General features: G+C 47.1%; 11 protein-coding genes. 7 read left to right on the forward strand and 4 right to left on the reverse strand.

All coding sequences use genetic code 11. The annotated features are described in order from the left end of the window. Window positions 1-6: 6 nt before the first annotated feature. Window positions 7-3,126 (reverse strand): bifunctional proline dehydrogenase/L-glutamate gamma-semialdehyde dehydrogenase PutA, encoded by a 3,120-nt coding sequence (putA, locus tag MKA69_RS13450; protein ID WP_305848274.1) that lies wholly within the window; start codon window positions 3,124-3,126, stop codon window positions 7-9. A gap of 339 nt (window positions 3,127-3,465) precedes the next feature. Continuing rightward, entirely contained in the window at window positions 3,466-4,329 is an 864-nt protein-coding gene (locus MKA69_RS13455) for an AraC family transcriptional regulator (protein ID WP_305848275.1), read from the reverse strand. 380 nt (window positions 4,330-4,709) lie between these two features. Here MKA69_RS13455 and MKA69_RS13460 point away from each other — a divergent pair, with 380 nt between their 5' ends. The 3 genes from MKA69_RS13460 to MKA69_RS13470 all read left to right on the forward strand — a co-directional run bounded on the left by MKA69_RS13460 (window position 4,710) and on the right by MKA69_RS13470 (window position 8,825). Further along, window positions 4,710-5,816, forward strand: coding sequence for a PEGA domain-containing protein (locus MKA69_RS13460; protein WP_000596054.1), 1,107 nt, complete (start codon window positions 4,710-4,712; stop codon window positions 5,814-5,816). A gap of 159 nt (window positions 5,817-5,975) precedes the next feature. Then, the gene (locus MKA69_RS13465) at window positions 5,976-7,796 is read left to right on the forward strand and encodes an SUMF1/EgtB/PvdO family nonheme iron enzyme (RefSeq protein WP_305848276.1); all 1,821 of its coding nucleotides are present in this window, start codon (window positions 5,976-5,978) and stop codon (window positions 7,794-7,796) included. A 315-nt stretch (window positions 7,797-8,111) separates the two neighbouring features. Further along, window positions 8,112-8,825 carry a PAS domain-containing protein gene (locus tag MKA69_RS13470; RefSeq protein ID WP_001132607.1) on the forward strand — a complete coding sequence of 238 codons (714 nt, stop codon included), beginning with the start codon at window positions 8,112-8,114 and terminating at the stop codon, window positions 8,823-8,825. Between the two features lie 77 nt (window positions 8,826-8,902). Here MKA69_RS13470 and pdxH read toward each other — a convergent pair whose 3' ends face one another. Then, on the reverse strand, window positions 8,903-9,538 hold the full coding sequence (gene pdxH / locus MKA69_RS13475) for a pyridoxamine 5'-phosphate oxidase (RefSeq protein WP_055030094.1): 636 nt from the start codon (window positions 9,536-9,538) through the stop codon (window positions 8,903-8,905). A 280-nt stretch (window positions 9,539-9,818) separates the two neighbouring features. On the opposite strand from pdxH, the gene MKA69_RS13480 reads away from it, so the two are divergent. The 4 genes from MKA69_RS13480 to MKA69_RS13495 are packed head-to-tail and all read left to right on the forward strand — an operon-like array spanning window position 9,819 to window position 15,926. Beyond that, the gene (locus tag MKA69_RS13480) at window positions 9,819-11,210 is read left to right on the forward strand and encodes an HlyD family type I secretion periplasmic adaptor subunit (protein ID WP_000071272.1); all 1,392 of its coding nucleotides are present in this window, start codon (window positions 9,819-9,821) and stop codon (window positions 11,208-11,210) included. Between the two features lie 8 nt (window positions 11,211-11,218). After that, window positions 11,219-11,881 carry a transglutaminase-like cysteine peptidase gene (locus MKA69_RS13485; protein ID WP_095459151.1) on the forward strand — a complete coding sequence of 221 codons (663 nt, stop codon included), beginning with the start codon at window positions 11,219-11,221 and terminating at the stop codon, window positions 11,879-11,881. A 5-nt stretch (window positions 11,882-11,886) separates the two neighbouring features. Then, window positions 11,887-13,797, forward strand: coding sequence for an EAL domain-containing protein (locus MKA69_RS13490; RefSeq protein WP_000177448.1), 1,911 nt, complete (start codon window positions 11,887-11,889; stop codon window positions 13,795-13,797). A 14-nt stretch (window positions 13,798-13,811) separates the two neighbouring features. Continuing rightward, window positions 13,812-15,926 carry a type I secretion system permease/ATPase gene (locus MKA69_RS13495; protein ID WP_055027288.1) on the forward strand — a complete coding sequence of 705 codons (2,115 nt, stop codon included), beginning with the start codon at window positions 13,812-13,814 and terminating at the stop codon, window positions 15,924-15,926. Window positions 15,927-16,026: 100 nt separating this feature from the next. Here the strand turns inward: MKA69_RS13495 and MKA69_RS13500 are convergent, their stop codons facing one another. After that, window positions 16,027-17,697, reverse strand: a complete 1,671-nt coding sequence (locus MKA69_RS13500) for a DUF342 domain-containing protein (protein ID WP_055034776.1) — start codon at window positions 17,695-17,697, stop codon at window positions 16,027-16,029. Window positions 17,698-17,816 lie beyond the last annotated feature (119 nt).

Here is a 17,816-nt window from a genome sequence, read left to right on the forward strand (position 1 = left end):
TGTGGGTTATTGGTATTGCACTTGAGTAAAGCGGTAAAGATAGTGAGGCCCGCCCGCTTTCGGACCAGTACCAGACAAGCCTTGTCCGCCAAACGGTTGTACCCCCACCACAGCCCCGACTTGATCGCGGTTGATGTAGCAGTTGCCCACTCGAGCATGTTTTTCAATCCAGCGATACGTGGTTTCGTTACGGCTATGAATGCCCATGGTTAAACCAAAACCAGTTTGGTTGATTTTGTCGACGATCTGCGCCAATTCGCGCGCTTTAAACCGAACAATGTGCAAGATCGGGCCAAACTGCTCTTCACTCAGCGCAGCAATGTCATCAATTTCAAAGGCGGTTGGCGCAACAAAGTCGCCATGCTGGCAAGCTTCACTCAAAGTAAGCTGAGCGATTTTCTTCTGGGTTTGGCTCATGTGTTCAATGTGCGCCAACAGTTTCTGTTTGGCTTTCTCATCAATCACTGGCCCGACATCGGTTTGATGCAGATGTGGCACACCGACTTTCAGCTCTTGCATCGCGCCCTGAATCAAAGTGATCACGCGATCGGCAATATCCTGCTGTACAAACAGCACACGCAGTGCCGAACAGCGTTGGCCAGCAGAGGCAAAAGCGGAACGCAGCACATCACGCACCACTTGCTCTGGCAGCGCGGTACTGTCGACAATCATGGCGTTTTGACCGCCAGTTTCTGCAATAAATGGTACCGGAGCGGCTTCACGTTGCGCTAACATTTGGTTAATGCGCTGCGCCGTGGTGGTCGAGCCAGTAAACGCCACACCCGCGATGGCCGGATGAGAAGTGAGTGCGCTGCCGATATCGGCACCGCGTCCCGGCAAAAGTTGAATGGTTCCAGCAGGGAAACCCGCTTCTTGCATCAGTTCAACCGCGCGATACGCGATCAAACTGGTTTGCTCGGCAGGTTTGGCAATCACGGTATTTCCGGCCACTAAGGCAGCACTGATTTGACCAAGGAAAATCGCCAGCGGGAAGTTCCACGGGCTAATACACACAAATACACCACGACCTTGACGGCTGACACGACGTGTTGATCCATCAAAGCTTTCGATACTGAACTCGCCTAGCACATCGACTTGTTTGGCGTAGTAACGGCAAAAATCGACCGCTTCACGTACTTCATCAATGCTGTCATGAATGGTTTTGCCCGCTTCTTGGTGACACAAGGCCACCAACTCAGGCATATGCAGTTCAAGCAGATCCGCCAGCGCATCCAATTTACTCGCACGCTCTTTGGCATCGAGCGCATTCCACGTTGGGAAGGCGTGTTGAGCAGAGTCGATCGCAGCGGAAACATGATCAAGGTTAGCGTGAAACACCTGACCGACTTGAATACGGCGATCGTAAGGCGCAGTGACGGGCTCTGCACTGTGACCCGCCTTGATCATGTTTTGGTAATAAGAGTGCCCGCCAATGATCGGTGCCGCTTGCCACGTCTTATCTAACCAAGCGTGGATCTTAGCTTCAAACGGCTTCGCTTCACTCTCAATATCAATGTTGATCCCCAATGAGTTTTTGCGCTCGGCAAAAATCTCCGTTGGCAGTGGGATCTTACGGTTATTTAAGGTTTCAAACGCAAGCAGCATATCGACTGGATGCTGAGTCAACGCACCCACAGGACAGCGCGAGTCCACCAAGCGATGGACAAATGAGCTGTTAGCACCATTCTCTAGTAATCGACGCACCAGATAGGGCAGCAGATCTTTATGGCTGCCCACGGGGGCATAAATTCGTACCGACTGCTGATAAGCGGCTTTAGCATGGTGATAAAGCGCATCCCCCATGCCATGCAGGCGCTGGAATTCAAAATCTTTGTGTTGTGCCATCACCGCAATCGCGGTAACGGTTTGCGCGTTATGGCTAGCAAATTGCGGGAACAGATTGCCGCGTACCGATTCACTCAGTAGGAAGCGTGCACATGCCAGATAAGAAACATCGGTCGCTTCTTTGCGCGTATAAACCGGATAGCCAGTAAAACCGCGTTGCTGCGACATCTTGATTTCGCTGTCCCAATACGCACCTTTGACTAAACGCACAGGAATGAGATCGCCCTGCTCTTTTGCGAGTGCCGTGAGCCAAACCAGTACTGGCAACGCACGTTTCGAGTAGGCTTGAACCACCAAACCAAACTTGCCCCAACCACGCAGCGTGTCGCTGCGATAGAGCTTTTCAAACAGATGCAGTGACAGCTCTAAACGATCCGCTTCTTCGGCATCAATCGTGATGGCGACATCCAGCTCTTTCGCACGCTCAAGCAGTTGAATAAGTGTGCTGTACAGCTCGGTCATCACGCGATCGGCATTCGCCACTTGGTAGCGAGGATGCAAAGCCGAAAGTTTGATCGAGACCGACGGCGCAGGGCTGGTCTCCAGACCATATTTATCGCGGCCTACCGCTTCAATCGCCATCAAGTAATCTTTGAAATACTTGTGCGCATCGGCAGAAGTCAGCGCCGCTTCACCCAACATATCAAACGAATAGGTATAACCTTTGTCGCGCATTGGGCGACCATTTTTCTGCGCTTCTTCAATGGTGCGACCAAGCACAAATTGATGACCCATGATCTTCATGGCTTGATGCATGGCTTTGCGGATCACAGGTTCAGTCAGCTTATTCACTAAGCGATTCACCGCTTGCACTGGGCTTGCGGTATCACCATCAGCCAGGCCAATCACTTTACCTGTCAGCATCAAGCCCCAAGTTGAAGCATTCACGAACACCGAATCTGAATTTTTCAGGTGGGATTGCCAATCCGCAACACCCAAGCGGTCTTTAATAAACGCGTCAGCCGTTTCTGCATCAGGAATACGCATTAACGCTTCCGCCAAACACATCAGCAAAATACCTTCTTGGGTATCCAAGCTGTATTCCAAAAGCAGTGCATCAATCATCTGCACCGCTTTTTTATCGCTGCGGATCGCTTCAATTAAGCGCGTGGTTTTCTCCGCCATTGCTGCTTTTTCAGCATAGCTTGGCGTTGCGAGAGGCAATAATTGGGTCAGCCATTGGGATTCGTCCACCATATACAGTGGCGAGATCAGCGACCATAGTTTATCTAGCGGCTGCTCGATAAACGCTGCGTTCAACACATCGGTTGCTGTAAACATGTGGTTTCCTTCATCTCATACCTGACAGATTGAGTCAGGTTTCCTGCAATGGCTGGCAGTGTATTTTGAGCGTGAGAAGAAAACTTGTCAAAAAGTCCTAGTATTTTGTCAATAACTCTGAGTTTTAACAAAACAAAAACAAGATCACACCAATTCAAGCAAGTTTCATCGCCAATTATTTTGCAATTGTTGCAACTCAACAACGACAAAAAGTGAGCAACTCTACATCAATAAGCAGGCAGATGCGTAGTCACTAGGGTTTTGTCATCAAGAGATAAAAGGCTTGAGGATTGAGTCTTCGCGAGCTCAATAAACGAGGAATTCAAGGATCACTCAACATTATATCGAAGAAGAAAAGCGCCGCTTATATTGCGAAGGTGAAATACCATGTAACCGAGAAAAAGTATGCGTGAACGTACTTTGATTGGAAAAACCCGTCAGCTCCGCAATCTGACCCAAATTAAGTCGACCTTGCTCAATCAACTTCTTCGCCATATCGACGCGTTTGTTCAACACATATTGATGTGGGGTCAACCCCATTTGCTCTTTGAACAAGACATGAAATTGGCTTTCACTTAAGAACACACTTCCTGCTAACTGTGCAACGGAAATTCGGTGCGCTAAGTGCTGCTCGATATAGCGATCCACCACTTCCATATCAAAGCGAGACTCTTTATGGACACTGGCCAGCGCGCTGATGTGGCGCTGCAAAAGCGCAACGACCGTATCGTTACAAGCTCGACCAAGCAGAAGGTCGTCAGGACTGGCTTGCATCTCCTGCACCAGCATTTGAATTAAACGTTGGATCTGACCATCCAGTTGAAAATAGACATCGCCCACCGCAAGTTCATTCAGTTTACGCAGCAATAACGGATCATCATCACTCGGAATCGGCATATTGAGCACCAGAATATCCGACTGCCCTACGACACCACCAAACGCATGATCAGAGCCCGATGTCACTACACACCCCTGCCCCGGGCCAACGATATTACCAATGCCACGCACTTCAAATTCCGCTTGACCTCTTAAACCAATCACAATTTGCGTGTAACTATGATCATGGCAAGCCATGTGCGAAGGCAACGTGATCAACTCTGCCGGCTTAGGCGACAAAACTTTGGCTATTTGGGAATGATTGGCTACATTAGGAACGTGCATCTGAGCCATTTCAACCTCACAAGGTGGTGTTTGCGCCGCCATGGTATACCAAATTGGTCCAAAACGAAATCACTCCCATTTAGCCACTCAGCATAACCAATTACACACATAGCAAGGCTGCAATTGGGGTAAATTCTCATCTCGGAACAATGATCAAGTGCACATAAATTACGGTCAATGTGTACTCAATTTAAAAAACGTTAAAGTAGATCGGAAAACTCAGCTTGCATATTTCTCGAATCTGCTCAAAATGAAAATGCTTAGATCTAAAGTTCAAAAAATCAGTCACCTAGTGCACAGATTTGTGATGATTTCTGGCTAAGCGGAATAAAATTTGCATTAATAATTCAGCTATCTACAAAGCTGTCAAAAGTTTGTCTTTCCCACTTTTTGTGGCTAAACGAAAATGTTTGCAGGGACCTATGATTAAACGTCGCATCCCAGCGCTATTGCTTGCGCTATCCCCTTTATGGGTATCTGCATCGGTATTCGCAGAGGAGGTCACTCAAGTTGACCCCGTCGTGACTATCGATGAGAAACTGAGTAACAAACAGAACGAAATCAACGCGATTCTCACCGACTACGAGGTGGAGAGCGGTAAACTGCAACAACTGAAAAATGAGCAGAGCCGATTAATACGTGAAGGCGATGAGTTAGATGCCAAACGTAATCGAGCTAAGTCAGAGTTGGACAAACAGTATACCCGTCTTCTTGAAGATCCTGACACTGACCTAGTCACTTTCCAAAAACGCTACCAAGAGGCGTGGAATGCGCTGAAAGGTAACCAATCACAAAAGCTTGAAAATGAGCAAGCAGTGACTGAAATTGAAATGCGCTTGTCGCAGTTCAAACAGAAACAAGCCCGCTTAAACACTGAGCTGACCAATTTGGAAGAAGCCAAAATTGAAGCTCGGGTGAAACGTTTGGCCGCAGAGCTACGTGAAAGTGATGTGATGGAAACCAGCTTCAAAACGACCTGTTCAACGACAATGACGTTAGGTGAATGTGCCAATCAAGGGCAATATCTCACTAAACAAAAAGCCGTTAAAACGTTTCGTGAGAAGTTGATCAACGACTTAACCGAATCGGTTATTGCTAAGCAAAACCTAAAAGGGGTTGAACTTAACATTCACGTTCAAGAAAGTCAGATGATCCGTTCTGGTTTCGAAGGTAACAATGAATACTTCACGCAGATGCAAGCACAACTGCAAGCGAAACCTGAAGCCGTCGCAGCGTGTAAACTGCTGAACGTAGAAACCCGCTACTGTTTAAAAGGTGAATCAGAACAAGCTGTACCCAAAAAACAGGACAAGCAATGGGCTAACGTGACAGTGCGTTCTGATCAATACAATGACTCAGTGACCATCAATGGTATCAACTATGGTAGTACACCGGTTGAATTAGTATTACCCGCAGGACGCCATCAAGTCACCGTCTCTAAAGAAGGCTATGAAACCTATAATCGTGTGATTACTGTGAATGGTAACGACACGGTATGGGTAAAACTGCGAGCAAATAAGGACAGTTAACGGCACAAAAATCCAACGATTTTTTGTCGGAATTCACAAACCTGTCGATAAAACGCCATTTTGTCACTAAGTTATTGAAAGATGACTTCTGACAAAATGGCGTTTTCGTTTAGAATGCTCATAACTTAGACTTAATTTCCTAACTTGAAGTAGACCACCATGCGACAAGGGATTCCCGCTCTATTATTAGCACTTTCACCTTGCTTAATGGCAGCACCAGTGCTAGCAGAAGAAGTAGCTTCTTCTGTTCTTGCCATTGATGATGCGCTGTTTGGCAAACATACCGAGCTGCAAAATGCCACGGATGCCACCAAGCTTCAGAAAGCGGCTGTCGATAATCAGCAGTCCGAGCTGAATCGTTTGACTCAGCAAGCCAAAGCGTTGGATGCCGCCCTCAAAACCGCCAAAACCAACCTTGAGCGCGACTATCAGAAAATGATTGATGAGCCGGATTTAGATATCCAGCCATCACAAAACGCCTATCAAGCCGCTTGGGCCGAAGTGAAACAGAACCAAGTTGTGCGTTTGGATGCTGAGCAGAAATTGCAAGAAATGCAGACGGTATTGGCACAATACCAAGTTCAGCAACAGACGATTGAACAGAGCATTGCCTTACTGCAACAAGATAAAATGCGCGCACGGGTGGACAGACTGCGTGAAGAGTTGCAACGCTCTGGAGAACAGCAAGTCAGCTTTACCAATGTGTGTAATACAGATATGACTTTTGCACAATGCAGCAAACAAACCACCGATCTTGCATTGCAAAAAGCCGTCAGTCAGTTCCAACTTTGGCTTATCGATGAAAGCAGCGAGTCAAAAACCATCAAGCCTCAACTGAACAATGTGTCGCTGAACATCCATGTACTCAAGCACGCAGTGGCGGATTCAGGCTTCTATGACGGCATGCGTTTTCGCAGCATTGTGAATGCTCAGCTGGAAGCTCGCCCAGCAGAAAATGCACCTTGTAAATTACTGAACATTGACTCTCAATACTGTTTCGCCCCCGGTGAAGGCCAAATAGATCAACAGCAACAAGAAGTGGCATGGATTAACTTATCATTACGTTCTAACCAACATGGTGATCATGTTACGGTTGACAGCGTAAACTATGGCAGCACCCCGGTGGAGGTAATGCTACCTGTAGGTAAGCATCTGATTAAGATTGAAAAAGAGGGTTTTCGCAGCTTCGAACAAGAAGTGAATATCACCTCAGATCAAACTTTGCGCGTCAATTTACATGAAAAGACGAATCCTCTACGTGCAGGGCAAAAGTTTGCCGACTCAGTGAAAGGCAAAGTGAATGCACCAGAAGTCATCACTCTTCTTCCAGGGCAATACCTGTTAGGCGAACACGCATCAAAACAATACAACCTTGATCATGCTTTCGCTCTCAGTGCCACTCCTGTGACCGTGAGTCAATTTGAAAACTTCGTCAATCATACCAATTATCAAACGGATGCTGAGCTGAAAAAGCTCTGCATTACGGTCAATGAATCAGAAGTCGCTCCAGTATCGGATAGCTACTGGCGTAACCCTGGCTTTAAACAGAGTAAAGATTCTCCTGTTGTTTGTGTCAGCCAAAACGATGCAAAAGCCTATGCCCGCTGGCTCTCTAAGCAGACTGGCTTTACTTACCGATTACCCACGGAAGATGAGTGGGAAATTGCCGCGCGTGCAGGCAGCAAAACCGATTATTGGTGGGGTAATAAATTTGGGGCTGGCAAAGCTAACACTGGCTGGGGTGGAACGTCTTGGTCAAACAAAAGCACATCGCCGGTGAAAGCATTTGCACCTAACTCGCTAGGCTTCTATGACATGGTTGGTAACGTATGGGAATGGACAGGCGACTCCCGTGGCTTAGCGAAAGGTGGTGCATGGAGTTTCTCGCCTGAAATGGCCAAAGCGCACAGTGAACTGTTTGTGGGTCCAACCACTGCGGCAAATTATGTCGGCTTCCGCCTGCTACGTGAGCTGAAATGATATTGAATAAAATCATGAACAAAGGGGGGATTTCCCCCCTTTTTCATTTGTATCCTGTTCGGTAAAGTAGGTTTTAAGACATGAGTTGCATGACTGATGTCTGGTATCAATACGATACCTCTGTGTTTTCGGCAGACCCTCGCTGAATTCATGGAACCTCTTCTACACGTCGACAAGATATGTTTCTTGTATTTATGCCAGCCCGTCTTCAGGCTGGCTTTTTTTCGTCCAAACAGTCGTAAATCAAGCAAGATTAGCTTACAAGCCAGCATGCTCTTGGTATCATATCGCCGCTTTTCTAGCGGAGGATATGGTGTGCCTAACCATCTGACATCAGAGCAGATTTCTTTATTTAAACAACTGCCAGGATATTGGGGATGCAAAGATCTCAACTCCGTGTTCGTCTATGCCAATCAAGCTTATGGTCAGCTTATTGGAGTAAACACCGCTGAGGAGTGTATTGGACGCACCGATTTTGAAATGCCAAGTCCAACCACCGCCTGTGCCGCTGAATTTCAGCAACAAGATCGCTATGTGATTGAAACGGGCCATTCGGTGAAGGTGCTCGATATCCACCCCTATCCCGACGGTCACTGGCATGCGCACATTTTTACCAAAACCCCTTGGCGCGATCAGCATGGCAACATCCAAGGTACCATTTTCTTCGGTCAGGATTTAACGGACACCGCGATCCTCGAAGTCGGACATTGGGTATGCCGCGCCACAGGGCTTTCTACTTCCAGCACATTTAAATCAATGGCTGACCGTGCAGCATTGAAACTTACCGCTCGTGAATCTGAAGTATTGTTTTTACTTCTATATGGCAAAAAACCGCAGCATATCGCGCGTGTCATGGGAATTTCGATAAAAACAGTAGAAGGGTATGAAGCAAAACTGCGCAACAAATTTGGAGCGTTGAGCAAAGACCAGTTGATTGATTTGGCACTCGATCGGGGTTTTGGTTCGGTGATCCCCAAAACATTGCTCAAAAAACAGCTTTCGGTGGTACTCAGTGATCATGTGGGTTAACGAAGCCGAAAACAGGAAGTATTGAAGTAACCTCGTCACAGAGGTCACTTCAATCACATCGTCACTGGCTGACAATCTTATGGTGCGAGTCGATCCACCGACCATGTTTCTCCCTCACGCGAGTAGAGAAAACGGTCGTGCAATCGGTGTTCTCCACCTTGCCAAAATTCAATGCTTTCCGGTTTAATACGGTAGCCACCCCAGAAACTTGGCACTGGAATTTCACCGTTCGCAAACTTCTGTTTTAGCTCAAGATATTTACCTTCCAATACACCACGAGCCGAAATTCGGCTACTTTGATGGCTGGCAATCGCCGCGATTTGGCTCTCTTTCGGACGCGAAAGGAAATATTTCATGTTTTCCATCGCACTCAACTTCTCCGCAACGCCTGTGATATGCACTTGGCGCTCCAACGGATGCCATGGGAAGTGAAGGCTGATTTTATTGTTATGCTCAATATGCTGCGCTTTACGGCTGCCCAAGTTGGTGTAAAACACAAAGCCCGCATTATCGACATTCTTCAGTAACACAATACGTTGAAAAGGCTGCCCATGTTCATCGACCGTGGCAACCGTCATCGCGGTAGGGTCGGATAAGTTGGCATCAATCGCTTGTTGTAACCACAGGTTAAATTGCTCGATAGGGTTGGCCTGTAAATCTTTTCTTCTTAGCCCACCATGAATGTATTCGCGGCGAATATCTGAAAGATCCATTTCTGCTCCTCACTTATTTTTGCCCGATTGTGCGCCTATCCCGCTGATAACTCAAGCGAGCAACCCACAAGCAAGCACGGCAAAATAAGATCACAAATTTTAAAAATTGAGTAATTTATTAAAATGCTGAATAGGCCTTTCGCCGCAGATAGCATATCCTTAACAATTATTGGCACACATAATAAAATCAACCGACTAAATATTCCTATACGACTTAGTGTTACCGTGAACACGGCGGTAATCTCTAAAGCTCTGGGATGGTGTGAAACAGGAATTACTCATGAGCAACCGCAGTTATAACAAGCTCACTGCCGAAGAATTGGATTACGTGGATGATAAAACCGCCGCTTTGCTACTCAATACCCCGCACAGCGCGCGAATAATTCTCTGGGTTATGGTGGCTTTTTTCATTCTTGCTGTCACTTGGGCTTCCTGGGCAGAAATCGATAAAGTCACCGTTGGCCAAGGCAAAGTGGTTCCCTCTTCTCAAGTTCAGGTTATTCAAAACTTGGAAGGGGGATTGGTAAAACAAATTCTGGTGCGAGAAGGGGAACAAGTGCAGAAGGGTCAACAGTTAATTCTGATTGACGATACTCGGTTTCGCTCCGACTTTCGCGAGCGCGAACAGCAAGTGGCCAACTTAACCGCCAGTGTATTACAACTGTCTGCTTCGATTTCTAGCGTGATTATTGATGAAAGCTTCGAAGAGAAAAACTGGTCAAACAGTGTCCGACTTGATTACAGCAAACTTGCTTTTCCGCCCGTTTTAAGTGATTCACAACCAGAGTTGGTGGAACGTCAACGTAATCAATACCGACAAGATTTGGATAACCTGCGTAACCAACTGTCAGTACTCTCTCAGCAAATTAAGCAAAAACAACAAGATTTGGTTGAAGCAGAATCACGGGTGGTAAGCCTTCGTCAAGGTTATGACTTTGCAAAAAAAGAGTTGGAAATCACTGAACCACTCGCTAATGAAGGTGTGGTACCAAAGATTGAACTTCTCAAACTGCAGCGCCAAGTCAACGATACTCGTCGTGAACTCACTTCTACCGAATTAAAGATTCCGGTGCTCAACGCCGCGGTACGAGAAGCCATGTTGAGCCGCATTAACGCTGCACAAAAGTTTCGTACCGAACAGCAAGACAAGCTAAACCAAGCGCAAGACAAACTCTCCGCGCTAACCGAATCGGCTGTCGGCTTGGAAGACAAAGTAAATCGCACCGTGGTGGTGTCACCGGTTACTGGTACAGTAAAAACGCTCTATGTGAATACGGTGGGCGGCGTTATTCAACCCGGCATGAACATCGTCGAGATCGTTCCCACTGAAGATACCTTGTTAGTCGAGGCACAGATAGCGCCACAAGACATCGCGTTCTTACGCCCTGAGTTACCGGCTATTGTGAAATTCACCGCTTACGATTTCACCCGATATGGTGGCCTTGAAGGTACTCTTGAACACATCAGCGCCGATACCACTCAAGATGAAGAAGGCAATAGCTTTTACCTTGTTCGAGTTCGCACCAAAGAAACCACCATTGGCCATGATAAAAACTTACCGATCATCCCTGGGATGACGGCCTCGGTGGATATTATTACGGGTAAAAGAACGGTTCTTGATTATCTGCTCAAACCGATTTTGAGTGCGCAAAATAATGCGCTGAGGGAATAGTCCGCCCTATGAAACGTTGGATTGTTCTCTCTCTGGTCATTTGTGTCTCCTCATTCTCGCTGGCGCTCAATACTAAAGAGCAGCAGTGGGTGGATGCGGTGAAAGCAACTTATGGCCCGCGAGCAGGCAAACGCGTAGAAACTTGGCGGCTAAAGATGGCCCAGTTGGCATCGATGTCCGAGAAAGAGCAACTGCAAGAAGTGAATGCGTTCTTTAACCAACTCAACTTTGTGAACGATATTCACCTTTGGGGCGTCAACGATTACTGGGCGACGCCTTTGGAGTTTCTTGGAAGTAATGCAGGTGATTGTGAAGATTTCACAATTGCGAAGTATTTCTCGCTGTTAGAGCTGGGTGTATCAGATAAGAAACTCCGTCTCGTGTATGTTAAAGCGATTGAATTAAATCAATTTCATATGGTTCTGGCGTATTACTCAACCCCGAGTGCCGAACCGGTGATTTTGGATAACCTCAATCCACAAATTAAACCCGCTTCAACTCGCAAAGATTTACTGCCTATCTACAGCTTCAATGGTAAGAATTTGTGGCTCATGAAATCCAATAACGGACAACTGGCGGGTGACTCTTCGAGACTGAGTTTGTGGAATGATTTAAGAGCCAGAGAGCGCTCACTAAAATTGAATAAACCTCTAGTTAGCTATGATGAGTAGGCACTATGACGCTATACAAACAACTGGTCGCAGGGATGATCGCGGTGTTTATACTGTTGTTGGTTTCGGTTTTTACTATCGAATTCAACACCACCCGCAACAGTCTTGAGCAACAACAACGTTCTGAGGTCAATAACACCATCAACACGGTGGGGTTGGCGTTGGCTCCTTACTTGGAGAAGAAGGATAACGTTGCGGTAGAATCCGTGATCAATGCGCTGTTTGACGGCAGTAGCTATTCGGTCGTGCGATTGATTTTCCTCGATGATGGCACCGAAATCCTCCGCTCTTATCCAATTCAACCCAGTGATGTGCCGAAATGGTTTACCCAATTAAATCTTTTCGAACCAATCCATGACCGACGAGTGGTGACCAGTGGTTGGATGCAGCTCGCAGAGGTGGAAATCGTCAGTCACCCTGGGCCTGCCTACGCCCAACTGTGGGAAGCCCTGATCCGCCTCTGCACTGCCTTTGTTGCCATTTTGGTGATCGGTATGCTAGCCGTTGCGTTTATCTTGAAACGCTCACTCAAACCACTACAACTGATCGTCAACAAAATGGAGCAAGTCGCGAACAACCAGTTTGGTGAGCCCTTACCACGCCCAAATACCCAAGACCTGATTTATGTGGTGGATGGCATCAATAAGATGTCTGAACAGGTTGAAAAAGCTTTTAAAGCTCAAGCCAAAGAAGCTCAACAACTGCGTGAACGTGCCTATCTTGACCCTGTTTCTCATCTAGGTAACCGAGCTTATTACATGAGCCAGTTGAGTGGCTGGCTTTCAGAAAGTGGTATTGGCGGAGTGGCCATTTTACAAGCTGAGTTCATTAAAGAACTCTATGAAGATAAGGGATATGAATCCGGTGACGGCATGGTTCGTGAGTTAGCGGACCGCCTGAAAAATTCGATTACCACCAAAGACATTTCGATTGCGCGTATTTCTACTTATGAGTTCGGTATCATCATGCCGAATATGGATGAAAGCGAACTAAAAATTGTTGCCGATAGCATTGTGACTTGTGTCGAAGACATTAACCCCGACCCGACAGGAATGGCGAAAGCCAATCTCTCGCTTGGGGTAGTCAGCAATAAACGTCAATCCTCGACAACCCAATTGCTCTCGTTGCTAGATAATGCCCTTGCCAAGGCTAAGTCAAATCCAGAACTGAATTATGGCTTTATCAGCAGCGATACCGACAAGGTGATTTTAGGTAAACAGCAGTGGAAAACCTTGGTGGAAGAAGCCATCCATAACGACTGGTTTAGTTTCCGCTTCCAAGCGGCGAACAGCAGTTGGGGACAAACGTTCCACCGTGAAGTGTTCTCTGCCTTTGAAAAAGACGGTGTTCGCTACACCGCTAACCAGTTCCTGTTCGCTTTAGAACAGCTCAACGCCAGCCACATTTTCGACCAATATGTGATTGAACAAGTCATCCATCGACTGGAAAAAGGCGAACAAACCGAGCCTCTCGCGATCAACATTGCTCAAGGCAGTATTTCTCAACCAAGCTTTATTCGTTGGATTAGTCAGACGTTAAGCAAGCATCTCTCCATCGCGAACTTACTGCATTTTGAAATCCCCGAAGGCTGTTTTGTGAATGAACCCCATTACACCGCGCTATTTTGTAATGCCGTACGCAACGCAGGCGCGGATTTTGGGGTCGATAACTATGGGCGTAACTTCCAATCTCTCGATTACATCAACGAGTTCCGTCCTAAGTATGTGAAGTTGGATTATCTGTTCACCCATAACTTGGATGACGAACGCCAAAAATTCACCCTGACGTCCATTTCGCGCACCGCGCATAACTTGGGGATCACGACAATTGCCTCTCGGGTTGAGACACAGACCCAGCTCGATTTTCTTTCAGAACATTTTATTGAAGTCTTCCAAGGCTTCATTGTAGATAAGTAACCAAGGCCAAAGGCATGCAAGATACATTACTCAATTCGCTGGTGTACGTAAGCCGCTATTACGGCTTAGCGAATTCTCCTGAAGCTCTGATCAACGGCCTACCTTTGGCTGACGGTAAGCTGACGCCCTTTCTTTTCCCTCGCTCTGCGGAAAGAGCAGGGCTGATCGCAAAAGAAAACCGCGCGCCTTTAGACAAAATCCCACATTTGGTTTTCCCAGTGGTATTGCTGCTCAAAGGTGGGGAAGCTTGCGTACTCAACAGCATTAACCAAGAAACTCAAGAAGCTGAAATTGTTACCGCCGAATCGGGTATGGTTCCGGTTGCCTATCCGATGGGTGATTTAGAAGCCTTGTATATTGGCCGCTACTTCATGGTCAAAAAACAGTTTCGCTTTGATGAACGCTCACCAGAAGTGCTTAAATCGAGAGATGGCCACTGGTTTTGGAGCACGATTTTCAAATCGAAACACATCTATCGTGATGTGTTGATCGCGTCACTATTGATTAATTTATTTGCGATCGCCGCTCCGATGTTTTCACGCATCGTCTACGACAAAGTTGTGCCGAATTTGGCCTTTGAAACTCTATGGGTGTTATCTAGCGGCATCTTAGTGATCTTTTTATTCGACTTCGTATTCAAAATGCTACGCAATTACTTCATCGACGTAGCTGGGAAAAAATCGGACATTTTGATCTCCTCCAAGCTGTTTAGCAAAGTGATGGGCATTCGTATGGAGGCTCGGCCACCTTCAGTCGGGGCTTTTGCACGCCATTTGCAGGAGTTTGAATCGATTCGCGAGTTTTTTACCTCAGCGACCATTTCATCACTGATTGATTTGCCATTTGCACTGCTGTTTTTAGTGTTGATCTGGTTAATGGCAGGACACCTAGTTTGGGTTCCTATCATTGGTGTACTGGTGTTGGTGGTTTACTCAATCTTAATTCAAGGCCCCTTACGCAAAGCCATCGAAGAGGGTTCACGGCTCGCCTCACAAAAATACGCCAACTTAATTGAAAGCCTGTATGGGTTAGAAACCGTGAAGCTGTTTGGTGCGCAAGGTCAATTCCAGTACCGCTGGGAAGAAGCCGTCGCCCACATGGCTAACTGGAACATTAAAAGCCGCCGGATTACCGACAGCATTCAAAATACGGCAGGATTTGTTCAACAGGCTGCGAATATCGGCATGATCATCGTTGGGGTTTATCTCATCTCCAAGGGGGATTTGACTATGGGTGGATTGATTGCGGCAACCATGCTTAGCGGTCGAGCCATTGGCCCACTCGTGCAACTTTCTCTGCTTTCTACTCGTTATAATCAAGCCAAATCATCCATGACCATTATTGAGCAAGTGATGGCGATGCCGGATGAACAAGAGGAAGGCAAACGTTACATTCACCGCCCAATCATTCAAGGTAAAATTGAGCTAGATCGCGTGACCTTCCATTACCCCAACTCCCCAATGGCTTCCGTTCGCGATTTGAGCCTCACCATTAACCCCGGTGAAAAAGTCGCTATCATAGGCCGAATTGGTTCAGGGAAAACCACGCTTGAGCGCCTGATTATGGGGCTGTACAAGCCAACGGAAGGGCATGTACGCATCGACGATACCGACATATCTCAACTGCACCACATCGATATTCGCCGTAATATTGCTTGTGTACCACAAGACAGCGTGCTGTTTTACGGTTCAATTCGCGACAACATTACACTTGGCCGTCCATTGGCCGATGATCGTGAAGTGATGGATGCAGCCAACCGAGCAGGGGTGACGGCCTTTACTCAGCAAGATCCCGCCGGATTAGAACGCCAAGTGGGTGAAGGCGGTATGCTACTCTCTGGTGGACAGCGTCAATCCGTATCCATTGCACGAGCTTTACTTGGTCGCCCTCCGGTACTGCTGATGGATGAACCCACCAGCGCGATGGATAATCGCTCAGAGATGCATATTAAGCAGCAGCTCAGCCAACTAAAACCGAGCGAAACGCTGATTTTGATCACCCATAAAACCTCGATGCTGGATGTCGTCGATCGTGTCATTGTCATGGAAAAAGGCTGTGTGATTGCCGATGGGCCGAAACACGAAGTGCTCAACGATCTGCGTCAAGGGAATGTTCGCGCAGTGCAATAGTTGCCACGGTCAAAAAACCGCGCGATAGCCTGTATTGAGGCATCACACAAAAAGGGAACCTAGTTGGTTCCCTTTTGTTTTTCTGCGGCTTCCTTTCGATTTAAAGCCCGATATCGACCGCTTCTAGCAATGAAGAAAATTTAATCTCATGCTGATTGAACATAAAGGTGGAGGGACCATGAGCGCGTTTCGTCAAAACCCGCTCGTCACCAAACTGGATAGTGACATGCGTAAAGACCTTATTTTTGGCCTCTACCGTGTTTTCAGCTAATTGCTGCTCAAACTCTTCATTGAGCATATCCAAAGCGAGCTTAATCTTCTCCATTTGCGTTGTAGCTTCCACTTTGGCAGCGTCAATCTCTTGCGCCTCTTCATCACTACGTTCCGCTTTGGGGCGCTTTTTAAACTCGATTTCACGGCGGATCAGTTCCATTGTGCTATCTTGCGCCTGTTTATAGAGATCCTTATGTTTATTGATCCGCTCTTTGTAGCTTTGGTAACGAGCAAACGCTTCAACGTGAGTGGCAGTATCCCCCTCTACCCCAAGGTTAAAGCAAAGGATTTTTCCTCCAACTTTCGCACTTCCAGCACTAAGGGTACCTTGGGTAAGCTTGCTGTCTAACACCGTGAGATCATTCCCACAGCGAATAATATTACCCATACTGTGCACCGCAAGGTGAATCGAGTCTGCGGCTTGTAGCTCTGCATATTGTGCATAAGTCGCACGAATACTGGCTCCTGATTTCACCACGCAGCTGTGTTCTTCATCATCCGTCACCGTATGTCCGATAATACCTTTGCCAACTTCAATATCGCCTTGTGCCTGTACGTTGGCAGATTCAATAAATCCCCCAACGGTAATTGAACCCGTCGCGCGAACAATCATCCCCGGTTCAATATCTCCTGCGATCACCACATTCCCTTTGAAACGAATGTGTCCGGTTGCCACACTCACATGATTCAAGCAAAGCGCGCTATCCACTTCGATGGTGTTCTTTTTGATGAGGGGCATGCCCGCTTGGCTAGCAAGCAATAAATTCGGGTCATTGGGAGAAATATGTGTACCTTTGCCTGCCACAAGTACCGATTCTTTACCGGGCTTGGGCGGAATAGGCTTACCCTGAACGGTATAGCCGATTTCGCCTTTCGTGGCGGGTAAACGACGCATCACGGGATCATTTTCTCCTACCGTGATGGTTTCACCCAAATTGCGCATATCGAGTTTGTTTTCACCGGCTTTCTTTTGTGGACGGAGTACCCGTTTCGAGACATCCTCAACTAATGGGACAAACTGGGTATCACGTCCTTGAATGGGTTCTTTGCCACGCGCGACTGGCTGGGTAAACACTTCTCCTGGTTTCAATTGGCTACTCACCAACAGCACTTTTTTTAGCGCCAGTTTGTTGATACCTTTCAACACGCTCGCTTGCGCTAGAGCGTGTACCAGCTCATTGCCACGTAAGCCTCGCCCACCATACGCCCCAGTGACAACCATGCTCGCAAGCATTTCTTTCTCACCCAACACCACGGAAACGGTCGCATTACGCACTTCCGCAATTACGATGCCTTCAAACGCGGCGCGTTTGCCTTCTTTAACGCTATTGATAAAACGAGTGACAGCTTCATCCAATATGAACAGTTTACCCGCTCCAATTTGCGCCAACACCATAGGCAGCTCAGTCCGATTCAGCTCTTTGGCTGCGGTTTGTGCGCCTAATTTGGCAAGCACTTGCTGTCTATCTGGCGTGAATTCGAGTATCTCTTTCCACATAACGTTTTATCTTTTACGGTACAGAATCTCCATGAATTGAGTGTATAAGAAGAATCTCGATTGCTGAACTCTACAGCCTGTAAATTCAGGCTTATGTCACTCTGTAAATAACCAGAAGG

Source organism: Vibrio sp. AH4 (assembly GCF_030710545.1).
In the GTDB taxonomy this organism is placed as follows: Bacteria; Pseudomonadota; Gammaproteobacteria; order Enterobacterales; family Vibrionaceae; genus Vibrio; species Vibrio metoecus.